Annotated in this window: 17 protein-coding genes; 10 read left to right on the top strand and 7 right to left on the bottom strand. The window is 63.0% G+C overall.

Annotated features, from left to right (window positions below):
• Positions 1-81: 81 nt before the first annotated feature.
• Entirely contained in the window at positions 82-552 is a 471-nt protein-coding gene (gene rpsG / locus BLS51_RS12655; protein WP_072789459.1) for a 30S ribosomal protein S7, read from the bottom strand.
• Between the two features lie 106 nt (positions 553-658).
• On the bottom strand, positions 659-1,042 hold the full coding sequence (gene rpsL, locus BLS51_RS12660) for a 30S ribosomal protein S12 (RefSeq protein WP_090192387.1): 384 nt from the start codon (positions 1,040-1,042) through the stop codon (positions 659-661).
• A gap of 292 nt (positions 1,043-1,334) precedes the next feature.
• On the opposite strand from rpsL, the gene BLS51_RS12665 reads away from it, so the two are divergent.
• Both BLS51_RS12665 and BLS51_RS12670 read left to right on the top strand, forming a co-directional pair.
• Positions 1,335-3,287: a phosphoethanolamine transferase gene (locus BLS51_RS12665; RefSeq protein ID WP_090192386.1), complete on the top strand. Its 1,953-nt coding sequence runs from the start codon at positions 1,335-1,337 to the stop codon at positions 3,285-3,287.
• Entirely contained in the window at positions 3,287-4,033 is a 747-nt protein-coding gene (locus BLS51_RS12670; RefSeq protein WP_175472569.1) for a carbon-nitrogen hydrolase family protein, read from the top strand. The genes BLS51_RS12665 and BLS51_RS12670 overlap by 1 nt, the downstream gene beginning before the upstream one ends.
• Before the next feature lie 36 nt (positions 4,034-4,069).
• Here BLS51_RS12670 and BLS51_RS12675 read toward each other — a convergent pair whose 3' ends face one another.
• The 4 genes from BLS51_RS12675 to BLS51_RS12690 form a co-directional block, all read right to left on the bottom strand.
• Positions 4,070-5,671 carry a methyl-accepting chemotaxis protein gene (locus BLS51_RS12675; RefSeq protein ID WP_090192385.1) on the bottom strand — a complete coding sequence of 534 codons (1,602 nt, stop codon included), beginning with the start codon at positions 5,669-5,671 and terminating at the stop codon, positions 4,070-4,072.
• A gap of 76 nt (positions 5,672-5,747) precedes the next feature.
• A complete protein-coding gene (locus tag BLS51_RS12680; RefSeq protein WP_175472570.1) occupies positions 5,748-6,212 on the bottom strand; it encodes a DUF2269 family protein in 465 nt (154 codons plus the stop codon).
• Positions 6,212-7,474: an SDR family oxidoreductase gene (locus BLS51_RS12685; protein WP_090192384.1), complete on the bottom strand. Its 1,263-nt coding sequence runs from the start codon at positions 7,472-7,474 to the stop codon at positions 6,212-6,214. The genes BLS51_RS12680 and BLS51_RS12685 overlap by 1 nt, the downstream gene beginning before the upstream one ends.
• A gap of 53 nt (positions 7,475-7,527) precedes the next feature.
• A complete protein-coding gene (locus BLS51_RS12690) occupies positions 7,528-8,055 on the bottom strand; it encodes a GbsR/MarR family transcriptional regulator (protein WP_090192383.1) in 528 nt (175 codons plus the stop codon).
• Between the two features lie 161 nt (positions 8,056-8,216).
• Between BLS51_RS12690 and BLS51_RS12695 the strand changes: the two genes are divergently transcribed.
• Positions 8,217-8,789 (top strand): CCDC90 family protein, encoded by a 573-nt coding sequence (locus BLS51_RS12695; protein WP_090192382.1) that lies wholly within the window; start codon positions 8,217-8,219, stop codon positions 8,787-8,789.
• Here BLS51_RS12695 and BLS51_RS12700 read toward each other — a convergent pair.
• Entirely contained in the window at positions 8,745-10,268 is a 1,524-nt protein-coding gene (locus tag BLS51_RS12700) for a MutS-related protein (RefSeq protein WP_090192381.1), read from the bottom strand. The two genes, BLS51_RS12695 and BLS51_RS12700, sit on opposite strands and share 45 nt — an antisense overlap.
• Positions 10,269-10,438: 170 nt before the next feature.
• Between BLS51_RS12700 and BLS51_RS12705 the strand changes: the two genes are divergently transcribed.
• From BLS51_RS12705 to BLS51_RS12735, 7 genes are read left to right on the top strand one after another with little or no spacing between them, the layout of a single operon-like run.
• Complete coding sequence (locus BLS51_RS12705) at positions 10,439-11,707, top strand: efflux RND transporter periplasmic adaptor subunit (RefSeq protein ID WP_090192380.1); 1,269 nt, start codon at positions 10,439-10,441, stop codon at positions 11,705-11,707.
• A 20-nt stretch (positions 11,708-11,727) separates the two neighbouring features.
• Positions 11,728-12,441 carry an ABC transporter ATP-binding protein gene (locus BLS51_RS12710; RefSeq protein WP_090192379.1) on the top strand — a complete coding sequence of 238 codons (714 nt, stop codon included), beginning with the start codon at positions 11,728-11,730 and terminating at the stop codon, positions 12,439-12,441.
• Between the two features lie 10 nt (positions 12,442-12,451).
• Positions 12,452-13,768 carry an ABC transporter permease gene (locus BLS51_RS12715; protein WP_090192378.1) on the top strand — a complete coding sequence of 439 codons (1,317 nt, stop codon included), beginning with the start codon at positions 12,452-12,454 and terminating at the stop codon, positions 13,766-13,768.
• A gap of 12 nt (positions 13,769-13,780) precedes the next feature.
• Entirely contained in the window at positions 13,781-15,016 is a 1,236-nt protein-coding gene (locus BLS51_RS12720) for an ABC transporter permease (RefSeq protein WP_090192377.1), read from the top strand.
• Positions 15,017-15,057: 41 nt separating this feature from the next.
• Positions 15,058-16,410, top strand: coding sequence for a sigma-54-dependent transcriptional regulator (locus BLS51_RS12725; protein ID WP_090192395.1), 1,353 nt, complete (start codon positions 15,058-15,060; stop codon positions 16,408-16,410).
• The gene (locus tag BLS51_RS12730) at positions 16,410-17,771 is read left to right on the top strand and encodes a sensor histidine kinase (protein ID WP_090192376.1); all 1,362 of its coding nucleotides are present in this window, start codon (positions 16,410-16,412) and stop codon (positions 17,769-17,771) included. Before BLS51_RS12725 ends, BLS51_RS12730 begins: the two co-directional genes overlap by 1 nt.
• 12 nt (positions 17,772-17,783) lie before the next feature.
• Positions 17,784-18,560 carry a spermine/spermidine synthase domain-containing protein gene (locus BLS51_RS12735; protein ID WP_090192375.1) on the top strand — a complete coding sequence of 259 codons (777 nt, stop codon included), beginning with the start codon at positions 17,784-17,786 and terminating at the stop codon, positions 18,558-18,560.
• Positions 18,561-18,798: the final 238 nt, after the last annotated feature.

Genomic DNA, 18,798 nt, shown 5'->3' on the forward strand with positions numbered 1-18,798 from the left:
AAACCGAGCGCCATTTTTTGTACAAAAAATGAGCCCGGCCTCGAACAACGGATAACAGCCAGCCGCAGCTGGCCGATTTTATTAGAAGCGGAAGTGCGAGAACGCCTTGTTCGCTTCAGCCATGCGGTGAACTTCGTCACGCTTTTTCATCGCACCGCCACGGCCTTCAGCGGCTTCCATCAGCTCGCCAGCCAGACGTTGTGGCATCGATTTTTCGCTGCGCTTGTTGGCAGCTTCACGCAGCCAGCGCATCGACAGCGCCATACGACGCACTGGGCGGACTTCAACCGGCACCTGGTAGTTTGCACCACCAACGCGACGGGATTTCACTTCAACCAGCGGCTTGGCGTTGTTCAGCGCGGTGGCGAACACTTCCAGCGGGTCTTTGCCGGACTTTTGGGTGATGTGCTCGAAGGCACCGTAGATGATGTTTTCAGCGACCGATTTTTTACCGGACAGCATCAGAACGTTCACGAATTTGGCGACATCGGTGTTGCCGAATTTTGGATCCGGCAGGATCTCGCGCTTGGGTACTTCACGACGACGTGGCATGTCATTTCCTTTTATCTTCAGTTGAGTGCCTTGCGGTCACTCGCGGCGGCCATCATAGCCATCCACTTACTCGGTCTCGCGACCGGCTCAACTCAATTAATGTAAATTACTTCTTAGCTTGCTTGGCGCGTTTTGCACCGTATTTCGAGCGAGCTTGTTTACGGTCTTTAACGCCCTGGGTATCCAGTGCACCGCGAACCATGTGGTAACGCACACCTGGCAAGTCTTTTACACGACCGCCGCGCAGCAGAACAACGCTGTGTTCCTGCAGGTTGTGGCCTTCACCGCCGATGTACGAAATAACTTCGAAACCGTTGGTCAGGCGCACTTTGGCAACTTTACGCAGTGCCGAGTTAGGCTTCTTAGGAGTGGTGGTGTACACACGGGTGCACACGCCACGTTTTTGCGGGCTGTTTTCCAGCGCCGGCGATTTGCTCTTCACGACCAGTTTGGTACGTGGATTGCGAATCAGTTGATTGATGGTTGGCATCGTTCTAAACCCAACTAAATAACAACATTAACAACCCGGTCATAGTGCCGGGGACAAAAAACCTTCTCTCGATCTATTGGGCCAAAGGAGGCGCAAACAGCCACTCTCCTGGAGCAGCCAGATTCAACGTATACGATGTGCAGAATAAATTGAGAACTCGCGAGTATAGACCTGTCGCATGGCGCAGTCAACCATTTTCACGGCGCCATGCGGCTTGCGGCGGGGAGCAGACACTAGCAGAAAGCCAGCGAAACACTTGATAATGGCAAGTACTTCCACTGCCGCCGTTGCCATGCGATCCCTGTTGCGCCCCGCTCCCCTGTTCGTGCTTTCCAGCTACCTGCTGCTGTCGCTGGTGCCCTGCGTACCACTATTGCTCGGAAAGCAAGTTCCGGAACTGGGCCACGTGCTGGCGGTGGAAGCGCTGGTCTGGCTGGCGGTATGGAGCCTGTTCGGCCGGCCGGCCCGCTTCCACTGGCTGCTGTTGCCAGCCTTCATGGCGCTGCCAACCGAGATTTACCTGTTTATTTACTACGGCCAGGGCATTTCCACCCACCACCTGGGGATTATCGCCGAAACCAGCCCGAAGGAGGCGCTTGAATTCCTCGGCAGCAAAGTCTGGCTGATGGCGGCCGTGCTGCTGGCGGCGGTGGCGTGGTGGATCGCGGTGCAGGTGGCCGCCCAGCGCAGCACGGTGCTGACCTGGCGCGGCAAGCCGCGCTGGGCCACGCTTGCCATCGTCATATTGGTCGCGGGCGTGCTGGCCTACGGCTGGGAATTCGGCGTGCGCGCCAGGCCGGTGCCGCCGGCCGGCGCCAGCAAGCTGGCGCCGCAGCACGCCGGTTCAGCCGGATCAGCGATCGGCTCGGCGCTCAGTTCGGCGCTGCGCTTCGTCGGCGTCACCTCCGCCGCCGAGACTGCCAGCGAAGAAGAGAGCGCCATCGAGGACGCGGTCGAAGCCAGCGACCCGGAATACCCGGCCATGGCCGGCGCCGGCCACACCGGCTGGCCGCTGGGTGCGCTGCCGTGGCGACTGCGCTCGCCGCTGAGCTTCGGCGAGTTCGCCTCGTCGTGGCCATTCGGCCTGACCGCGCGCGGCGTCGACTTTTACCAGGAGCGCGAATACCTGGCCGACCTGGGCAAGCGCAGCAGCAATTTCAGCTTCAAGGCGCACCAGCCGGCGCCCAACGACACGCCGGAAATCGTCATCATGGTGATCGGCGAATCATCGCGCTACGACCGCTGGAGCGTCAATGGCTATGCGCGCGACACCACGCCGCTGCTGCGCCAGGAGGCCAACCTGGTGACGCTGCAGGATGTGATCACCTCGGTGTCGGCGACGCGGCTGTCGGTGCCGGTGATCATCTCGCGCAAGCCGGCCATGCAGGCGCTGAAAGATGGCTTCTCGGAGAAATCCTTCCTCACCGCCTACAAGGAAGCCGGCTTCAAGACCTTCTGGCTGTCGAACCAGATTTCCTTCGGCCGCTTCGACACGCCGGTGTCGGTGTTTGCCAAGGAAGCCAATGTGATCCAGTTCATGAACCTGGGCGGCTTTACCAATAACTCCAACCTCGACCAGATCCTGCTGGAACCGCTGAAGCACGCGATTGCCGATGCGGCGCCGAAAAAGCTGATCGTGCTGCACACGCTGGGCAGCCACTGGAACTACAGCCAGCGCTATCCCGAGGATTTCGACAAGTGGCAGCCATCGCTGTTTGGCGTCGACAAGCCGGTGTACACCGATCTGAAGCTCAAGCCGCAGATCAACAACAGCTACGATAATGCCATCCTCTACACCGACTGGTTCCTGGCGCAGGTGATCGGCCAGCTGAAGCAGACGCAGCAACTGGCATCCATGGTCTACGTGGCCGACCACGGCCAGACCTTATATGACGGCACGTGCAACCTGGCCTTCCACGGCCACAATACGCAGTTCGAATTCCACGTGCCGGCGGTGGTGTGGTACTCGGACGCCTTCCAGGCGCACTACCCGGACAAGGTCAAACAGCTGCTGCGCCATCGCAAGGCGCGGCTGGCGACCGAGAACATGTTCCACACGCTGCTCGACATGGGCAACATCCAATACGACGACGAGAAGCTGGAGTGGAGCTTTGTCAGCAAGCAGTTCAAGCAGCACAAGCGCTATGTCGACAGCTACGGCTGGTCGAACTACGACAACGCCAGCTTCAAGGGCGACTGCCGCGAAGTCATGGACAAGGGCAAACCACTCAAACAGGAGAAGTAATGGGTATCCGCATCGCGGCGGCGCAAGCGCCATCGGTGGCAGACGACATCGCCGCCAATCTGCAAACGCATCGGCGCTTCATCCGCGCCGCGCGCGCCGAAGGCGTGCAGCTGCTGGTGTTCCCGGAGCTGTCGCTGTGCGGTTACGAGCTGCCGCTGCTGCGCGCCTGCGCCATGTCGCCGCACGATGCGCGCCTGGACGCGTTGCGCGCAGCGGCAGACGGCATGACGGTCATCGTCGGCGCGCCGGTGATTGATGCCGGCGCTGCGCAACCCTGCATTGCCAGCATCACATTGGCGGCCGATGGCAGCACCCGCGTCTACCGCAAGCAGTACCTGCACGGTGGCGAAGAAGTACATGCCCAGCCGGGCGCCATCGGCACGCAGGCGCATGCGCTGCGTGGCCAGCGCTACGTTGAAGCCATCTGCGCCGATACGACACACGCCGAACACGCGCAAGCGGCAGCGGACGCCGGCGCCTCGCTGTACGTGGCCGGCGTGCTGATTTCGGTCGGTGGATATGACAAGGATGCCGCGCTGCTGCGCGGCTATGCGCAAGCCCATGACATGGGCGTGCTGCTGGCCAATCATGCAGTCGATTCCGGCGGCTACGCGGTCGCCGGCAAGAGCGCCTTCTGGGCGCCTGGTGGCCAGTTGATCGTCCAGGCCCACGGGCCGGGCGACTGCCTCGTCATTGCTGAAGAAAGCCAGGGCTGGCAAGGCCGCGTGATCCCGGTCGCGGCCTGATGGGTCAAGGCGCCGCGTGGCGCCCCGCATAACGGCTTAACGCAGCGCCAGCTGCTTGCCCGGGCGGCGCGCGGCGCCGACAGCGCTTTCGTTGATCTTGAAGATGCTGACCGTCTGCTGCAACTCGGCCGCCTGGTCTTGCAGCGACTGGGTCGCCGCTGCGGCCTCCTCCACCAGCGCGGCATTCTGCTGCGTCACCTCATCCATCTGCGCCACCGCCTGGTTGACCTGGTCGATGCCGTCGCTCTGCTCGCGGCTGGCGACCGCGATTTCGCCGACGATCTGCGTCACCTGATGCACATTGCCGACCAGCGTGGTCATCGTCGTGCCGGCCTGCTCCACCAGGCTGGTGCCCAGCTGGATCTTCTGCACCGAATCATCAATCAGCACCTTGATCTCCTTGGCGGCGGCCGCCGAACGCTGCGCCAGGTTGCGCACCTCGGTCGCCACCACAGCGAAGCCGCGCCCCTGCTCGCCGGCACGGGCCGCTTCCACCGCCGCGTTCAGCGCCAGGATGTTGGTCTGGAAGGCGATGCCATCGATCACGCCGGTGATATCGACAATCTTGCGCGACGCATCGTTGATGTCGTTCATGGTGCTGACCACCTGCTGCATCACTTCGCCGCCCTGCGCCGCCGTGGTCGATGCGTCTTCCACCAGCGTGCGCGCGTGCTGGGCGTTGTCCGAGTTCTGCTTGACGGTGCTGGTCAGTTCCTCGATCGACGCGGCGGTTTCTTCCAGCGAGCTGGCCTGCGTTTCAGTGCGTGACGACAGCTCCAGATTGCCTGCCGCCAGTTCCTGCGAACCGGTGTTGATGATGTCGGCGCCGTTGCGTACGCGCGACACAGTCGACAGCAAATCGCCCTGCATGCGCTGGATCGCTGTCAGCAAACGCTGGATTTCGTTATCGCCCGACGCTTCGATATGCGCCGTCAGGTCGCCGCTGGCCACGCGGTCCAGCTGTCCGACCGCACCTTCCAGCGGCAGCAGCACGGTGGATCGCAGCATCAGGTGCGCGCCCAGCACCACGCCGAGTGCAATCAGCAGACCCAGCGCCACCAGCCACATCACCACCGTGTATTCGCTGGCGCGGCTGTCGGCCAGTTCGTTGATCTGTTCATCGCCCAGCTTCTGGAATTTCTCCAGCAGCGACGAGAAATTGGCGCCCACCGGCGTCAGTTCGCCGGAGTTGATGGCGGTGTAGGCCGCCGTATCATCCTTGGCCAGCGCCGCCGAGGCGCGCTCCAGCACGGCGGACAGCTTGCGGCCGGACTCCACCAGATCCTTCTTCAGTTGCGTATCCTGGCCTGGAAAGTCAGGCGCCTTCTCGAACTTGTCGAGGAAATCCAGCGTGCGCTGGTAGGATTTTTTGGCGGCGGCCAGCGCCGAATCGCGGGTGGACTTGTCGTCGGCTTCTTTCAGCGCCGCATAGCCGCGCGTCAGCGCCGAGCGGGTGCGGGTGGTGTCTTTGTAGGCATCGTTGATGGTGATGACCTGGTTGGCGATGCGGTGCACCACCCCGATCGACTGGTTGGACTGCTGCAAAGCAAAGATGCCCAGGCCCGCACCGGCAAGCAACATTATCGTAAACAAAACAAGCACGCCCAACAAGCTCGCCCGTACCGTGACCTTATTCATTCCGCCTCCAAATTTAAGTATTTCTAACCAGAAACACTATACCAAATTATGAAGTTTTGTGAGCACGGAAATAACTTTACGCCGGTTTGTGCACCATCAGCCAATACACCACCAACAGTGCGCCGAAGGCGGGGAAGCCGAGCGCGGTCCAGATCTTTTCGTAGCGCCAGTAGCGGGCCGGTAGCGGCGCGTCATCCCGCGCGGCGATGGCGGCCATGTCGCGCATGCGCAATTGCAGCCACACCACCGGCAGCCAGCAGGCGCCGGCCAGCGCATACAGCGCGAGCGACCAGACGATCCAGGTCGAGCCAAGCGGATAGCCGGCCATGTGTATCATCCAGAAGCCCGACAGCGGCTGGATGATGACCGACGGCGTGGTGAACCACCAGTCCGCACGCGCCACCAGCCGCGACACCACGGCGATCGCCGTCACGTTGCGCGTGCGATTGGTGAAGAACATATAGAAAGCCGTGCCGAAGCCAGTGCCGAACATCGCGGTCGCGGACAGGATGTGCAGCCATTTGAGCGCAAGGTAGTCCATTATCTGCTCGCCCTCCACATCAGGAACATCAATGCCAGCAAGGGCAGGTTCTTGCTCAGCGGGCCGAAGGGATGCAGCCAGAAGAACGGCAGGAACAGGCTCATGATGACCGTGTAGCCGCCAACCAGCGCCAGCTGCGCAGCCCACAGCCAGCGGCGTGGACGCAACAACAGCAGCACGCCGATGGCGGCGTCGGTGAGGCTGGCGGCCAGCAGCATCGGCTCTTGCGCAAATGCCGGGATGCCGCAGGCGGCCAGCCACGCACGGCTTTCTTCATGCGGCCAGCCGAACCAGGAAACGGCGGCAGTCCATAGCCACAGCGTCGCCATCGCCAGCGTGATCAGCACGGACGCCCATTGCCACACGGCGTCTATGCGCTGTGCGGGTTGCGCGAAACTCGCCGGATCGCGCAGCGGGCGGCCAAGCAGCGCGGCGGCAGGCGCGGCGTTGGCAGTGTTGCCGCCGTCGGCGCTTTGTTCGAGCATCAGCAGCGATTCCGGCGTCAGTGCGCTCGACGGCGCCAGCGCGGCTACGCGCGCCACCAGGCGTGCGACTGGCATCGGCAGATCCAGCACCAGCCCGGCCGGCGCCTGCATGCCTTGGCGCAGGTCGCCCAGGTAGGCAGCCATGCTGCCGGCGCGCGGCCCAACGGTGGCCAACTCGCGCGGCGGCGCTTCCTGCGCCGTTACCAGCTTGACGATGATGGCCACCAGATCGTCTACGTGTATCGGCTGCACCTTGGCGCCGTGCGCCATCGGCATCATCAGCACCGGCAGCGTGGCCAGCATGCGGAACATGATGCTGCTGGCGCCCTCGTCGCCATATACCAGCGACGGGCGGATGATTGCCGGCTGCAGGCCGCTGCGCGCCATCAGGTCGGCTTCCGCCGCGCCTTTGCTGCGCCAGTAGCCGGTGGCGGCATCAGGCGCACTGCCCAGCGCAGACACCTGCACCACGCGGCGCACCCCAAGCTGTTCGCAGGCGGCAAACATTGCCACCGGCGCGGCGCGATGCAGGCGATCGAAATCGCCGGCGCGCGTTTCGCGGATGATGCCGACACAGTTGACCACCGCATCGTAGCCGGCCAGTAGCGGCAACCAGTCCCGCGCATCGGTGAGATTGCCGAATTCAGCTTCCAGCCAATCGCGCTCTCCGGCGGGACGGCGCCGGCTCAAGCCGGTGACCGAACAACCGGCGGCGCGCAACGCCTGCACTGCATGTCCGCCGATCAATCCTGTGGCGCCAAGTACCAGGACTTTCATATCACCTCCCGTCAGTTATTTCTGTAAACACAGAAATGATGAGCTAAATTTTTTTAATCGCTACCCAGCAAGCGCGCTACTTTGCCACCCATTTTGAGGAAGCGTTGCATCGTTGCCGGCGGCAAATGCTTGTAGTCATCGTAGGTGCTGGTCAGCATTTCCAGGAAATCCAGCACTTGCTCCATTTTGACCTTGGTGGCCTGCTCAAGTTGCGGATCGCTCTCCGCTTCCACCGCGCAGGCGCGCAGCACGGTCAGCGTCGGATCGATCTCGCGCTTCTTGCGCTCCTCGACGATGACGCGGAAGATTTCCCACACGTCCTGCAGCGCGAGAAAATAGTCGCGGCGGTCGCCGGCCATATGCGTGATGCGGACCAGGCCCCAGCTTTGCAGCTCCTTCAAGCTATTGCTGACATTCGAACGCGCCACATTCAGCGTCTCGGCGATCTGCTCGGCGTTGAGTGGCTGGTTGGCCAGGAACAGCAAGGCATGAATCTGTGCCACAGTCCGGTTCACGCCCCAGCGCGCGCCCATTTCACCCCAATGCAGGATGTATTTTTGAATGGTTGGTGTCAGTTCCATGCATTTCTCTAATTTCTGTCGTTACAGAAATAATAGGATGCATTTTCGACAAAGTCAATGCTGGCATTTGAGGTAGCGCAAACGCGCCGCAAGCTGATTCGATACGATGAAGAACGGCTGTCACCTGGGCCTTTTCTGCTACGATCAAATGGGGAGGTATCATGACCATGCCTATCAAATTCGACACCCTTGAATACACCCGCAACCTGATGGAAGCAGGTATCTCCGCCACCGATGCAGAAGCACACGCCAACGCGCTCAGCCTGGCAATGGCCGAAGCAACCGTCTCGCCAAGCGAGCTGCTACTGCTCAGAACCGACGTGTTGGCCCGCATCGACATGCTGCGCCTTTCCGTGGATGCAAAAATAGAAGCGTTATGCGTATCAGTGGAAACGAGAATAGACTCGCTGCAATCTGAGATAAATGCGAAGATAAATTCGGTGCAGGCCGAGATAAATCTGAGGATAAATTCGCTCCAGGCCGAGATAGATCTGAGGATAAATTCGCTGCAGGCCGAGATAGATCTGAGGATAAATTCTCTGAAGGCCGAGATAAATGCGAAGATAAACTCACTGCAAGTCCAAACCAACTCGCTGCAAGTCCAAATCAACTCACTGCGCGAGGAAATAAGTTCGCTACGCGCCGGGATGAATGCAAAACTCATCCCGCTGTATCTCATGGCCGGCCTGTCACTGGTGCTGCATGCCATCACCCTGGCCAAGCTGTTCTCCTGACAATCCGGTCGGGCGGGCCATGTAATTGCCTAGCCAGGTATGGATGCGGTTGGCTTTCTCGGTGATGGCGGGAGCAAAGCCGCGCTCCGCCAGCAAGGCAATGCCGTTGGTGTCGACCAGCAGCCCAGGCGCCAGCTGCCAGCGTCCGTCGACGCGGCTGACACACCAAGGCTGCAGACAATCCGACAGCAGCGACGCCAGCACCAGGTGATGCGACGCCACCAGCACCCGCCCCCGCTGCGCCAGCTCATGCAGCACCGCTCCCGCCGCCGACACCGACTCCAGATAATTCGTGCCACGGAAAATCTCATCAATGACGAAGATCGCCGGCCGCTGCGCCGCCAGCGTCAGCAACTCCTGTCCACGTCGCAGCTCCGCCATGTAGAAACTCTCGCCATTCGACATCGCATCCTCGTTCTGCATGCTGCTGTAGACCGGCAGCAGCGGCGTCACCGCGCGCACCGCGTAGCAGAAGCCAAACGCACGCGCCACGATCAGGTTCAGTCCCACCGTCCGCAGCAAGGTGCTCTTGCCGATACCGTTCTGCCCCGAAATGAACACGCCCTGCCGCTGCATGCCAAACGTCAGCGGCGCCGCGCCGTCCAGCAGCGGATGCACTACCTCATCCAGCGCCACCGCATCGCCCTGCTCCGCCCAACAATATGTCGGCGCCGCAGCCAGATGCCGCGCCAGCGCCAGGTCCGCCTCCAGCGCCGCCACGCGCTCAAAGCTGCCACGCAGGAAACCGATATGCTGACGCGCCACCTCGCGGCTCTGGAAATAATGACGCACATTCTGCAAGAAGAACCAGTCGCCATACTCGCGCGCACCAGGCATGCTGGATAACAGCGGACGGCTCAAGCGGCGGTTCAACTTCGACGCCTGCGCCGCATCATCCCGCAAGCGCGCTGTCGCGGGTGCATCGACCTGCCCCAGCAGCGTATGCGCACGCAGCATCAACTGCGTGGTGTTGAGGATGCGCGCCCACTCCTGCACTTCGTCGAAATAGCGCATCTGGATCGCACACAACACCAGCGCCAACAACACCGCCGCGCCCCACAACGGCATCCAGCCGGTGAACAGCGCGGCAACCAGCGCGCCAACAAACAGTAGCGGCAACCAGCGCAAGACCGGCAACCAGCGCGGCAACGACGGCAACTCCGCGCCAAACAAGGTCTCGCTGATTTCACGGTCAGCCTCGCGCATGTCCTTGGACGCCGCCTGCAACTGCGCACGCAAGCCATCGTCCGCCGCCAGCGCCTGCACGCGGACCAGCGCAGCATCCCCGCCACCCTGGGCCACATGCAGCCGCCGGTGCAGCTCCTGCTGGCCGAGGATGCTGGTCTCACGCGCCAGCAGCGCACTGTACTCAGGCAGCAGCAGGTCATTCCAGGTTTGGGTATCCATCACGCTGTCCGGGCCGGACACGGTACGCTGGTATAAGGCGACGTCGCTGGCGACGAAAGGAAAATCAGTCATGCCGCGCCATATGCTATCGCTTGACAATTTTTCAAGACAGACCGGACAAGACGGACAACACGGACGCTCGCGGACAGCGGGCACGCGCCAACAATTCCATAAAAATCAGCCACTTACATGGTGGCACGGTTTCTGCATAATGTTGCCCGTCTACTCACCAGCAAACCACCATGATACGCGACACCTCCAACCAAGACGCCGTGATCGCCCCCGCCAGGGGCCACAACACCAAGCGCCACATCATCATCGCCAGTGCCGCCGCCGCGCTGCTGGCCGCCGGCTGGTATCTGTTCCACAACTGGAACGGCAGCGACCACTCGGTCAACATCTCGCGCCTGCGCATTGCCGAAGTCGGCCGCGGCACCTTGATCCGCGACGCCGCCGTCAACGGCCGCATTGTCGCCGCCGTCAGCCCGACGCTGTACGCGCCGTCGCTGGCCACCGTCACGCTCAAGGTCAACGCCGGCGACACGGTCAAGAAAGGCGACGTGCTGGCGGTACTGGAATCGCCCGACCTGTCCGATGCGCTGAAAAAGGAGCAAGCCGCCTACGCGCAGATCGAAGCCGACGTCGCGCGCCAGCGCATCCTCGCCCGCAAGCAGAAACTGCTGGCGCAACGCGATGCCGACACCGCAGAAATCGACCGGCTGTCGGCGCAACGCACGCTGGAACGCTACGACGCCGTCTCCAACGAAGGCATCATCGCCAAGATCGAATACCAGAAGGCCAAGGACGCACTGAACTCCGCCGACATCCGCGCCAAACACGCGGAACAGGCTTCCACGCTGGAGAACGACAACGTCGCGCTGGAGCTGGAGTCTAAAATCAAGCAGCTGGACCAGCAACGCAGCACGCTGTCCAATGCCCAGCGCCGCGTCGACGAGCTGACGGTGCGCGCGCCAGTTGACGGCTTTATCGGCACGCTGTCGGTGGCCAACCGCAGCGTGGTGCCGGCCAACACGCCGCTGATGACGCTGGTCGATCTGTCACGGCTTGAAGTCGAACTGGAAGTGCCGGAGACTTACGTCGCCGACATCGGCCTGGGCATGACGGCAGAAGTCAACTACGGCACCGGCACCGCCAACGGCAAGCTGTCGGCGCTGTCGCCGGAAGTGGTCAAGAATCAGGTGCTGGCCCGGGTGCGCTTCAATGGCGAGCAGCCAGCCGCGCTGCGCCAGAACCAGCGCGTCACCGCGCGCCTGCTGATCGACGAAAAACCGAATGTGCTGATGGTGCAGCGTGGCCCCTTCGTCGAATCCGAAGGCGGCCGTTTCGTCTACCTGGTGCGCGATGGCCTGGCCGTGCGCACGCCGGTGAAGCTGGGCGCCACCAGCGTCTCCGCCGTCGAAATCCTCGGCGGCCTGAAACAGGGCGACAAGATTGTTATCTCCGGCACCGAAACCTTTGAGAACGCCAACCGCGTCTCGATCAATCAATAACTTTACTGAAGAGGCCCGCCATGCTGCGCATGAAAAACCTGAGCAAAGTCTACCGCACCCACATGATCGAAACGCACGCGCTGCGTGGTTTCGAGATCGACGTCAAGCAAGGTGAATTCGTTACCGTCACCGGCCCGTCGGGCTCCGGCAAGACCAGCTTCCTCAACATCGCCGGCCTGCTGGAAGAATTCACCGACGGCGAATATGTGCTCGATGGCGTCAACGTCAAAGGCATGGACGACAACGCCCGCTCGCGCCTGCGCAACGAGAAGCTGGGCTTCATCTTCCAGGGCTTCAACCTGATTCCCGACCTGTCGCTGTTCGATAACGTCGACGTGCCGCTGCGCTATCGCGGCTTCAACGCCGCCGAGCGCAAGGAGCGCATCGAGGACGCGCTGGCGAAAGTCGGCCTGGCCTCGCGCATGAAGCACTACCCGGCCGAACTGTCCGGCGGCCAGCAGCAGCGCGTGGCAATCGCGCGCGCGCTGGCCGGTTCGCCCAAGCTGCTGCTAGCCGACGAACCGACCGGCAACCTGGATACGCAGATGGCGCGCGGCGTGATGGAACTGCTGGAAGAGATCAATGCTGCCGGCACCACCATCCTGATGGTGACCCACGATCCGGAACTGGCGGTGCGCACGCAGCGCAACGTTCACATCATCGACGGCCAGGTGTCCGACCTGGTGCGCAAGTCGCCGTCACTGAGCACCGTCGGCCATACCGCCCAGGCATAAGGAGCCGTTCATGTTCCAATACTATTTCATGCTGGGCGTGCGCAGCCTGCGCCGCAATCCGGCACTGACCGCGCTGATGGTGCTGACGCTGGCCATCGGCGTCGCCGCCAGCATTTCCACGCTGACCATTCTGCACGTGATGTCGGGCGACCCGATTCCGGGCAAGAGCAACCGCCTGTTCGTGCCGCAGATCGACAACGGCCCGCTCGAAGGCTACAAGCCGGGCGATGAGCCAAACGATAACCAGATGAGCTATCCGGACGCCATGAATCTGCTCGCCAGCAAGGCCGGCGAGCGCCGCACCGCCATCTACGGCATCGGCCAGTCGATCGAGCCGGAGCGCAAGGACCTCGGCGCCTTCATGGCGCAGGGCTTGGCCGTCACCAGCGATTTCTTCAATATGTTCGACGTGCCGTTCCTGCACGGCCAGGGCTGGAGTCCAGCCGACGACAAGAGCGGCGCCGACGTGGTGGTGTTGAGCCGCAAGCTGGCCGCCAAGCTGTATGGCGACGAAAACCCGGTCGGCAAGCGCGTGACACTCGGCACCTTGCAGTATCAGATCGTCGGCGTGCTCGATACCTGGACCGTGGTGCCGCGCTTCCACCGCATCATCGGCAATGACGACGGCGCCTTCGTCGACGAGGACGAGATATACCTGCCGTTCGCCAGCGCCATCCGCCACGAGTTTCCGCGTATGGGTAGCACCAGCTGCACCAGCGACGTCACGCCCGGCTTCCAGGGCTTCCTGAATTCGGAGTGCACCTGGATACAATTCTGGTTCGAGACGCGCAGCGCCGCCGACCGCGCCGAGCTGCAAAGCTTCCTCGACAGCTACGCCATCGAACAGCGCAAGCTGGGCCGCCTGAAACGCGCCGCACCCAATGTACTGTACGACGTGCGTGAGTGGCTGGACCGCCTGAAGGTGGTCGGCAACGACAGCAAGCTGTCGGCCTGGCTGGCATTCGGCTTCCTGGTCCTGTGCCTGGTCAACACCATCGGCCTGCTGCTGGCCAAGTTCTCGGTGCGCGCGCCGGAAGTCGGCGTGCGCCGCGCGCTGGGCGCCTCGCGCCGCGAGATCTTCACGCAGTTCCTGATCGAGACCACGGTGGTGGGCCTGATCGGCGGCCTGCTTGGCCTGCTGCTGGCCTTCGGCGCGCTGGCGCTGATCGCCATGCAGTCGAAGGCGCTGACAGTGGTGGCGCACATGGACTGGGTCATGATGCTGACCACCTTTGCGATGGCGGTTGCCTCGGCGGTGCTGGCCGGCCTGTTGCCGACCTGGCGCGCCTGCCAGGTGACACCGGCGCTGCAACTCAAATCTCAATAAGCGAGCACAATCATGGAATTCCGTCCCATCCTTTCCGCCCTGCTGCGCAACAAGACCGGCCCGGTGCTGGTGGCCATACAGGTTGCACTGAGCCTGGCCATCCTCGCCAACGCGCTGCACATCGTGCAGGTGCGGCAAGCGGTATCGGCGCGCGCGAGCGGCCTGGCCAGCGAGCAGGACGTGTTCGCCCTGCAGGTACGCCAGCTCCAGGCGGGCACGCACGAAGAGCAGCTGGCCAATCAGCAGCGCTATACCGAAACGCTGCGCGCCGTGCCTGGCGTGGTATCGGTGGCGTCGGCGTGGCAGATGCCGCTGTCACGCTCCGGCAACTACAGCAGCCTGGCCGTCAACCGCAAGCAGACCACGCAGACCGCCACCGCCAGTATCTATCGCAGCGCCGATTCACTGATCAAGACCTGGGGTTTGCAGCTGGCTGAGGGGCGCGACTTCCTGCCTGGCGAAGTGCCGGTGATCGACCAGAACATCACCGATGAATCCAGTGGCGTGGTCGTCATCACCCGCAAGCTGGGGGCGAAGCTATGGCCAGGCAGCACCAGCTTTGTCGGCAAGGTGTTCTACTTCGGCATGGGCGACACCGCGCGCGAAGGGCGCGTGGTCGGCGTGATCGACCGCTTGCAGACACCCGGCGCGCAAATCAGCGAAACCGGCGAATTCTCGGTGCTGGTGCCGCTGCGCGCCACCGGCGGCAAATCGTTCAACTACACGCTGCGCGCCGAACCGGGCCAGCTGGACCGCGTGATGAAGGAGGCTGAAAGCGCCATGCGCACCAAGTCGGCGCTGCCGATCATCATCAAGCTGCGCACCATGGATGAATTCCGCACCAGCCGCTACCGCGCCGACAAGGGCCTGGCGTGGATGCTGCTGACCGTCAGCGTGCTGCTGTTGCTGATCACCGCCAGCGGCATCGTCGGCATGGCCAGCCTGTGGGTGACGCAACGACGCAAGCAGATCGGCGTGCGCCGCGCCTTGGGCGCGCGCCGGGTCGACATCCTGCGCTACTTCCTGACCGAGAACTTCATGATCACCAGCGCCGGCATCGTCGCCGGCGTGCTGCTGGCGCTGGGCCTGAACCAGTTGCTGGTCAGCCAGCTGGAGCTGGCGCGCCTGCCGGCCGCCTACCTGCTCGGCGGCGCCGCCATCTTCTGGGCGCTGGGCGTGATTGCGGTGTACGGACCGGCGTGGCGCGCCGCCAGCATCTCGCCGGCCACCGCCACCCGGACAGCGTGATGAGCGTGCCTGGCACGCCGCGACAGTGTTATGCTTGCGGCATGCCTACCGTACTGATAATCGACGATAACGCCGCCGTCGCCGTGGCCCTCGACGTGCTGTTTTCGCTGCACGATATCGAAGCGCTGCGCGCCGCCTCGCCCGAGGAAGGACTGGCGCTGCTGGCGCAGCACAGCGTGGACCTGGTAATCCAGGACATGAACTTCAGCGCCGACACCACCTCCGGCGAGGAAGGCACGGCGCTGTTCCGTGCCATCCGCGCGCATCACCCGGACCTGCCGGTGATCCTGCTGACCGCCTGGACGCACCTGAATGCAGCGGTGGACCTGATCAAGGCCGGCGCCGCCGATTACCTGGCCAAGCCGTGGGACGATCACAAGCTGATCGCCACCGTCAACAACCTGATCGAACTGGGACAGGCCAAGCGCGCCTTGCAGCAGCGCGTGCAGGGCGAGCTACGCCAGCGGCGCGAACTGGAACGCGGCCACGAGCTGCGCGGCATGGTGTTCCAGGACCCGGCGACTGAGCGCGTAATCCACCTGGCCTGCCAGGTGGCGCGCGCCGATGTGCCAGTGCTGATCTCTGGCCCGAACGGCACCGGCAAGGAAAGGATCGCGGAAATCATCCAGGCCAATTCCTCGGTGCGCGACGGCCCTTTCGTGGTGCTGAATTGCGGCGCAATTCCATCCGAGTTGATCGAGGCCGAATTGTTCGGCGCCGACGCCGGTGCCTACACCGGCGCCGCCAAGGCGCGCGAGGGCAAGTTTGAAGCGGCCGACGGCGGCACCTTGTTCCTCGACGAAATCGGCAACCTGCCGCTGGCCGGGCAAATGAAGCTGCTGCGGGTACTGGAAACGGGACGCTTCGAACGCCTTGGCTCCAACCGCGAGCGCCAGGTCAAGGTACGCGTGATCAGCGCCACCAATGCCGACCTGCAGTCCATGATCAAGGCCGGCACCTTCCGCGAGGACCTGTTCTATCGCCTGAACGTGATCGAGCTGCGCCTGCCGCCGTTGGCGGCGCGGCCACTCGACATCCTGCCGCTGGCCATGCACTTCCTCGGCGCCGACAAGCAGCTGCATGCCGATGCGCAGGCGGCGCTGCTGGCGCACGCATGGCCCGGCAATGTGCGGGAACTGAAGAACGTCATGATGCGCGCCGGCCTGCTGGCCACCGGCGATGTCATCAAGGTGGCGGACCTCGGCCTGCCGGCGGCAAGCGGCGGCATGGCAGCCAACGCCGGCGATGACGTCAGCCGCGAACCTGACCGCGACACCATCAGCCTGGCCTTGAGCCGCGCCGGCGGCGTGGTGGCGCAGGCGGCGGCGGAACTCGGACTGTCACGCCAGGCGCTGTACCGCCGCATGGAGCGGCTGGGCATCGTCCGCCCATAATGAAGCACGCTGACGCTCAGCGGGACGGCGGCGCCTCGCGTCGCCCGCGCGGCCTGCGTCTCTCACTGCTCACCCGCTGGACAGCGCTGATCGGCACCCTGCTGACGGTCGGCATGCTGATCGCGCTGGCACTGGAACACTTCTTCCCGAAAAATCCCGGCCTGGTCATCAGCATCTGCCTGCTGTGCGTGATCCCGATCTCCATCATCACCATCCGCGCGGAGCTGGAGCGTATGCTGTCGCTGTTCCGCGCACTGACCGGCACCGTCACCAGTTACCAGGACGGCGACTTTTCCTTCAGCCTGCACTGGCCGCAGAACGATGAGCTGAGCGACCTGGTGGCTGCGCACAACGCCCTTGGCGACGTACTGCGCCAGCAGCGCCTCGACCTGGTACAGCGCGAACTGCTGCTGGACACGATGGTGCAGAACACGCCAGTGGCGATGCTGCTGGTCGGCGAATCCGGCGCCATCGTCTACGCCAACGTCGCCGCACGCCAGCTGCTCAGCGAAGGCCGCAAGCTGGAAGGCCATAAACTGGACGAGGTTCTCACCCATGTCGCGCCGGAACTGCTGGAAGCGCTGGCGCGCGGCGGCGACGGCCTGTTCACCACCAAGGACGCGGAGGAAGAAGAGGTCTACCACCTGGCCCGCCGCAGCTTCAAGCTGAATGGCCGCAAGCATGAGCTGCTGTTGCTGCGCCAGCTGACCATGGAACTGCGCCGGCAGGAAGTGCAGACGTGGAAGAAAGTCATCCGCGTCATCAGCCACGAATTGAATAACTCGCTGGCGCCACTGACGTCATTGGCCCACTCGGGCGCGGAACTGGTACGGCGCGGCCAAACCGAAAGACTGCCGCAGATCCTTGGCACTATCGAAGAGCGCACGCGTCACCTGGAGAGCTTTATTCTCGGCTATGCGCGCTTCGCCAAGCTGCCGGCGCCGCGCGTGGAAGCACAGCACTGGCAGCCGTTCATTCGGCAACTGGGCGAACAGGTGGTCTTTCAATTGGCCGGCGAAGTGCCGCTGGAGCCGGGCGCCTTCGATCCCGCCCAGCTGGAACAGGCGCTCATCAACCTGCTGAAGAACGCCCACGAATCCGGCTCGGCGGCCAGCGAGGTCTGTATCGAAGTGCGCAAGCTGCACGAAGGCGTGCGCATCGACGTGCAGGACCGCGGCCCCGGCATGAGCGACGCCGTGCTGACCAACGCCCTGGTGCCCTTCTACTCGACCAAACGCAGCGGCACCGGCCTGGGCCTGGCGCTGGCGCGCGAGATCGCCGAGGCGCACGGCGGCCGCATCAACCTCAGCAACCGCGAAGGCGGCGGCCTGACCGTGACGATGATATTGCCGCTGGCCTGATAAACTAGCGGGATGTCCAAGTCTTCATCCCCCGCCGTCCGTTTCGACCAGCCCGGCCACCCGCCGGCCACCATCACCGAATTCCAGGGCGTGCGCAGCCTGCACCTCGGCACCTCATGGGTGCAGGGCGCGATGCGCATCGCCAAGCCGGATAACATCGAGCTCGAATACATCCAGATGATGATGATGTGGCTGTTGTTTATCGAGCAGCCGCGCCACATCGTGCAACTGGGCCTGGGCAGCGCCGCGCTGACCAAGTTCTGCTATCGCCGCCTGCCGCAGGCGCGCGTCACCGCCATCGAGCTCAATCCCAACGTCATTGCCATGTGCCAGGCACAGTTTGCATTGCCGTCCAACGATGAGCGCCTCGATGTGCGCGAGATGAACGCGCTGGACTTCGTGCTTGATCCAGCCAACCACAACACGGTCGACGTGCTGCAGGTGGACCTGTACGACGAAGAGGCGCGTGGCCCGGTGCTTGATACGCAGGAGTTCTACCAGGGCTGTGCCGACGTGCTGCGCGACGGCGGCATCATGACCACCAATGTCTTCGGCGATGACTTCAGCAACTACGACAAGAACCTGCAAACCATGGAGCTGGTGTTCGACGCCGTGGTGTGGCTGCCGGAAGTACACGATGCGAACATCGTCGTCATCGCCTTCAAGAATTCGCCGTCGCTGGATTTCAGCGTGCTGTATGAGCGCGCGGCGGAAATCAAAAAGACTCTGAACCTGCCGGCGAAAACGTGGGTCAACGGCCTCAAAGGCTGGATGCTGGATCAGCAATAAATCGTCTATCAATATACGAGTGCCGCATACCGATGCGCGCGCGCCACACTTTTACGTGGACGTTTGAACAGCACGTGCCGGGGTCGCCGGCCAGCTTACGATACATTGCGTTACAAAGCACGAACTATTAGCAAATGTACATAATTCGCAACGTTGTCATGTAAGCCGCGTTGTCGTCATTGGAACCGCTCCCTTAGTATTTTTCTACCGGCCTTACCCCCGCTTGGCCGTATTCAAA

It is taken from the genome of Duganella sp. OV510, assembly GCF_900100205.1.
GTDB lineage: Bacteria > Pseudomonadota > Gammaproteobacteria > Burkholderiales > Burkholderiaceae_D > Rugamonas.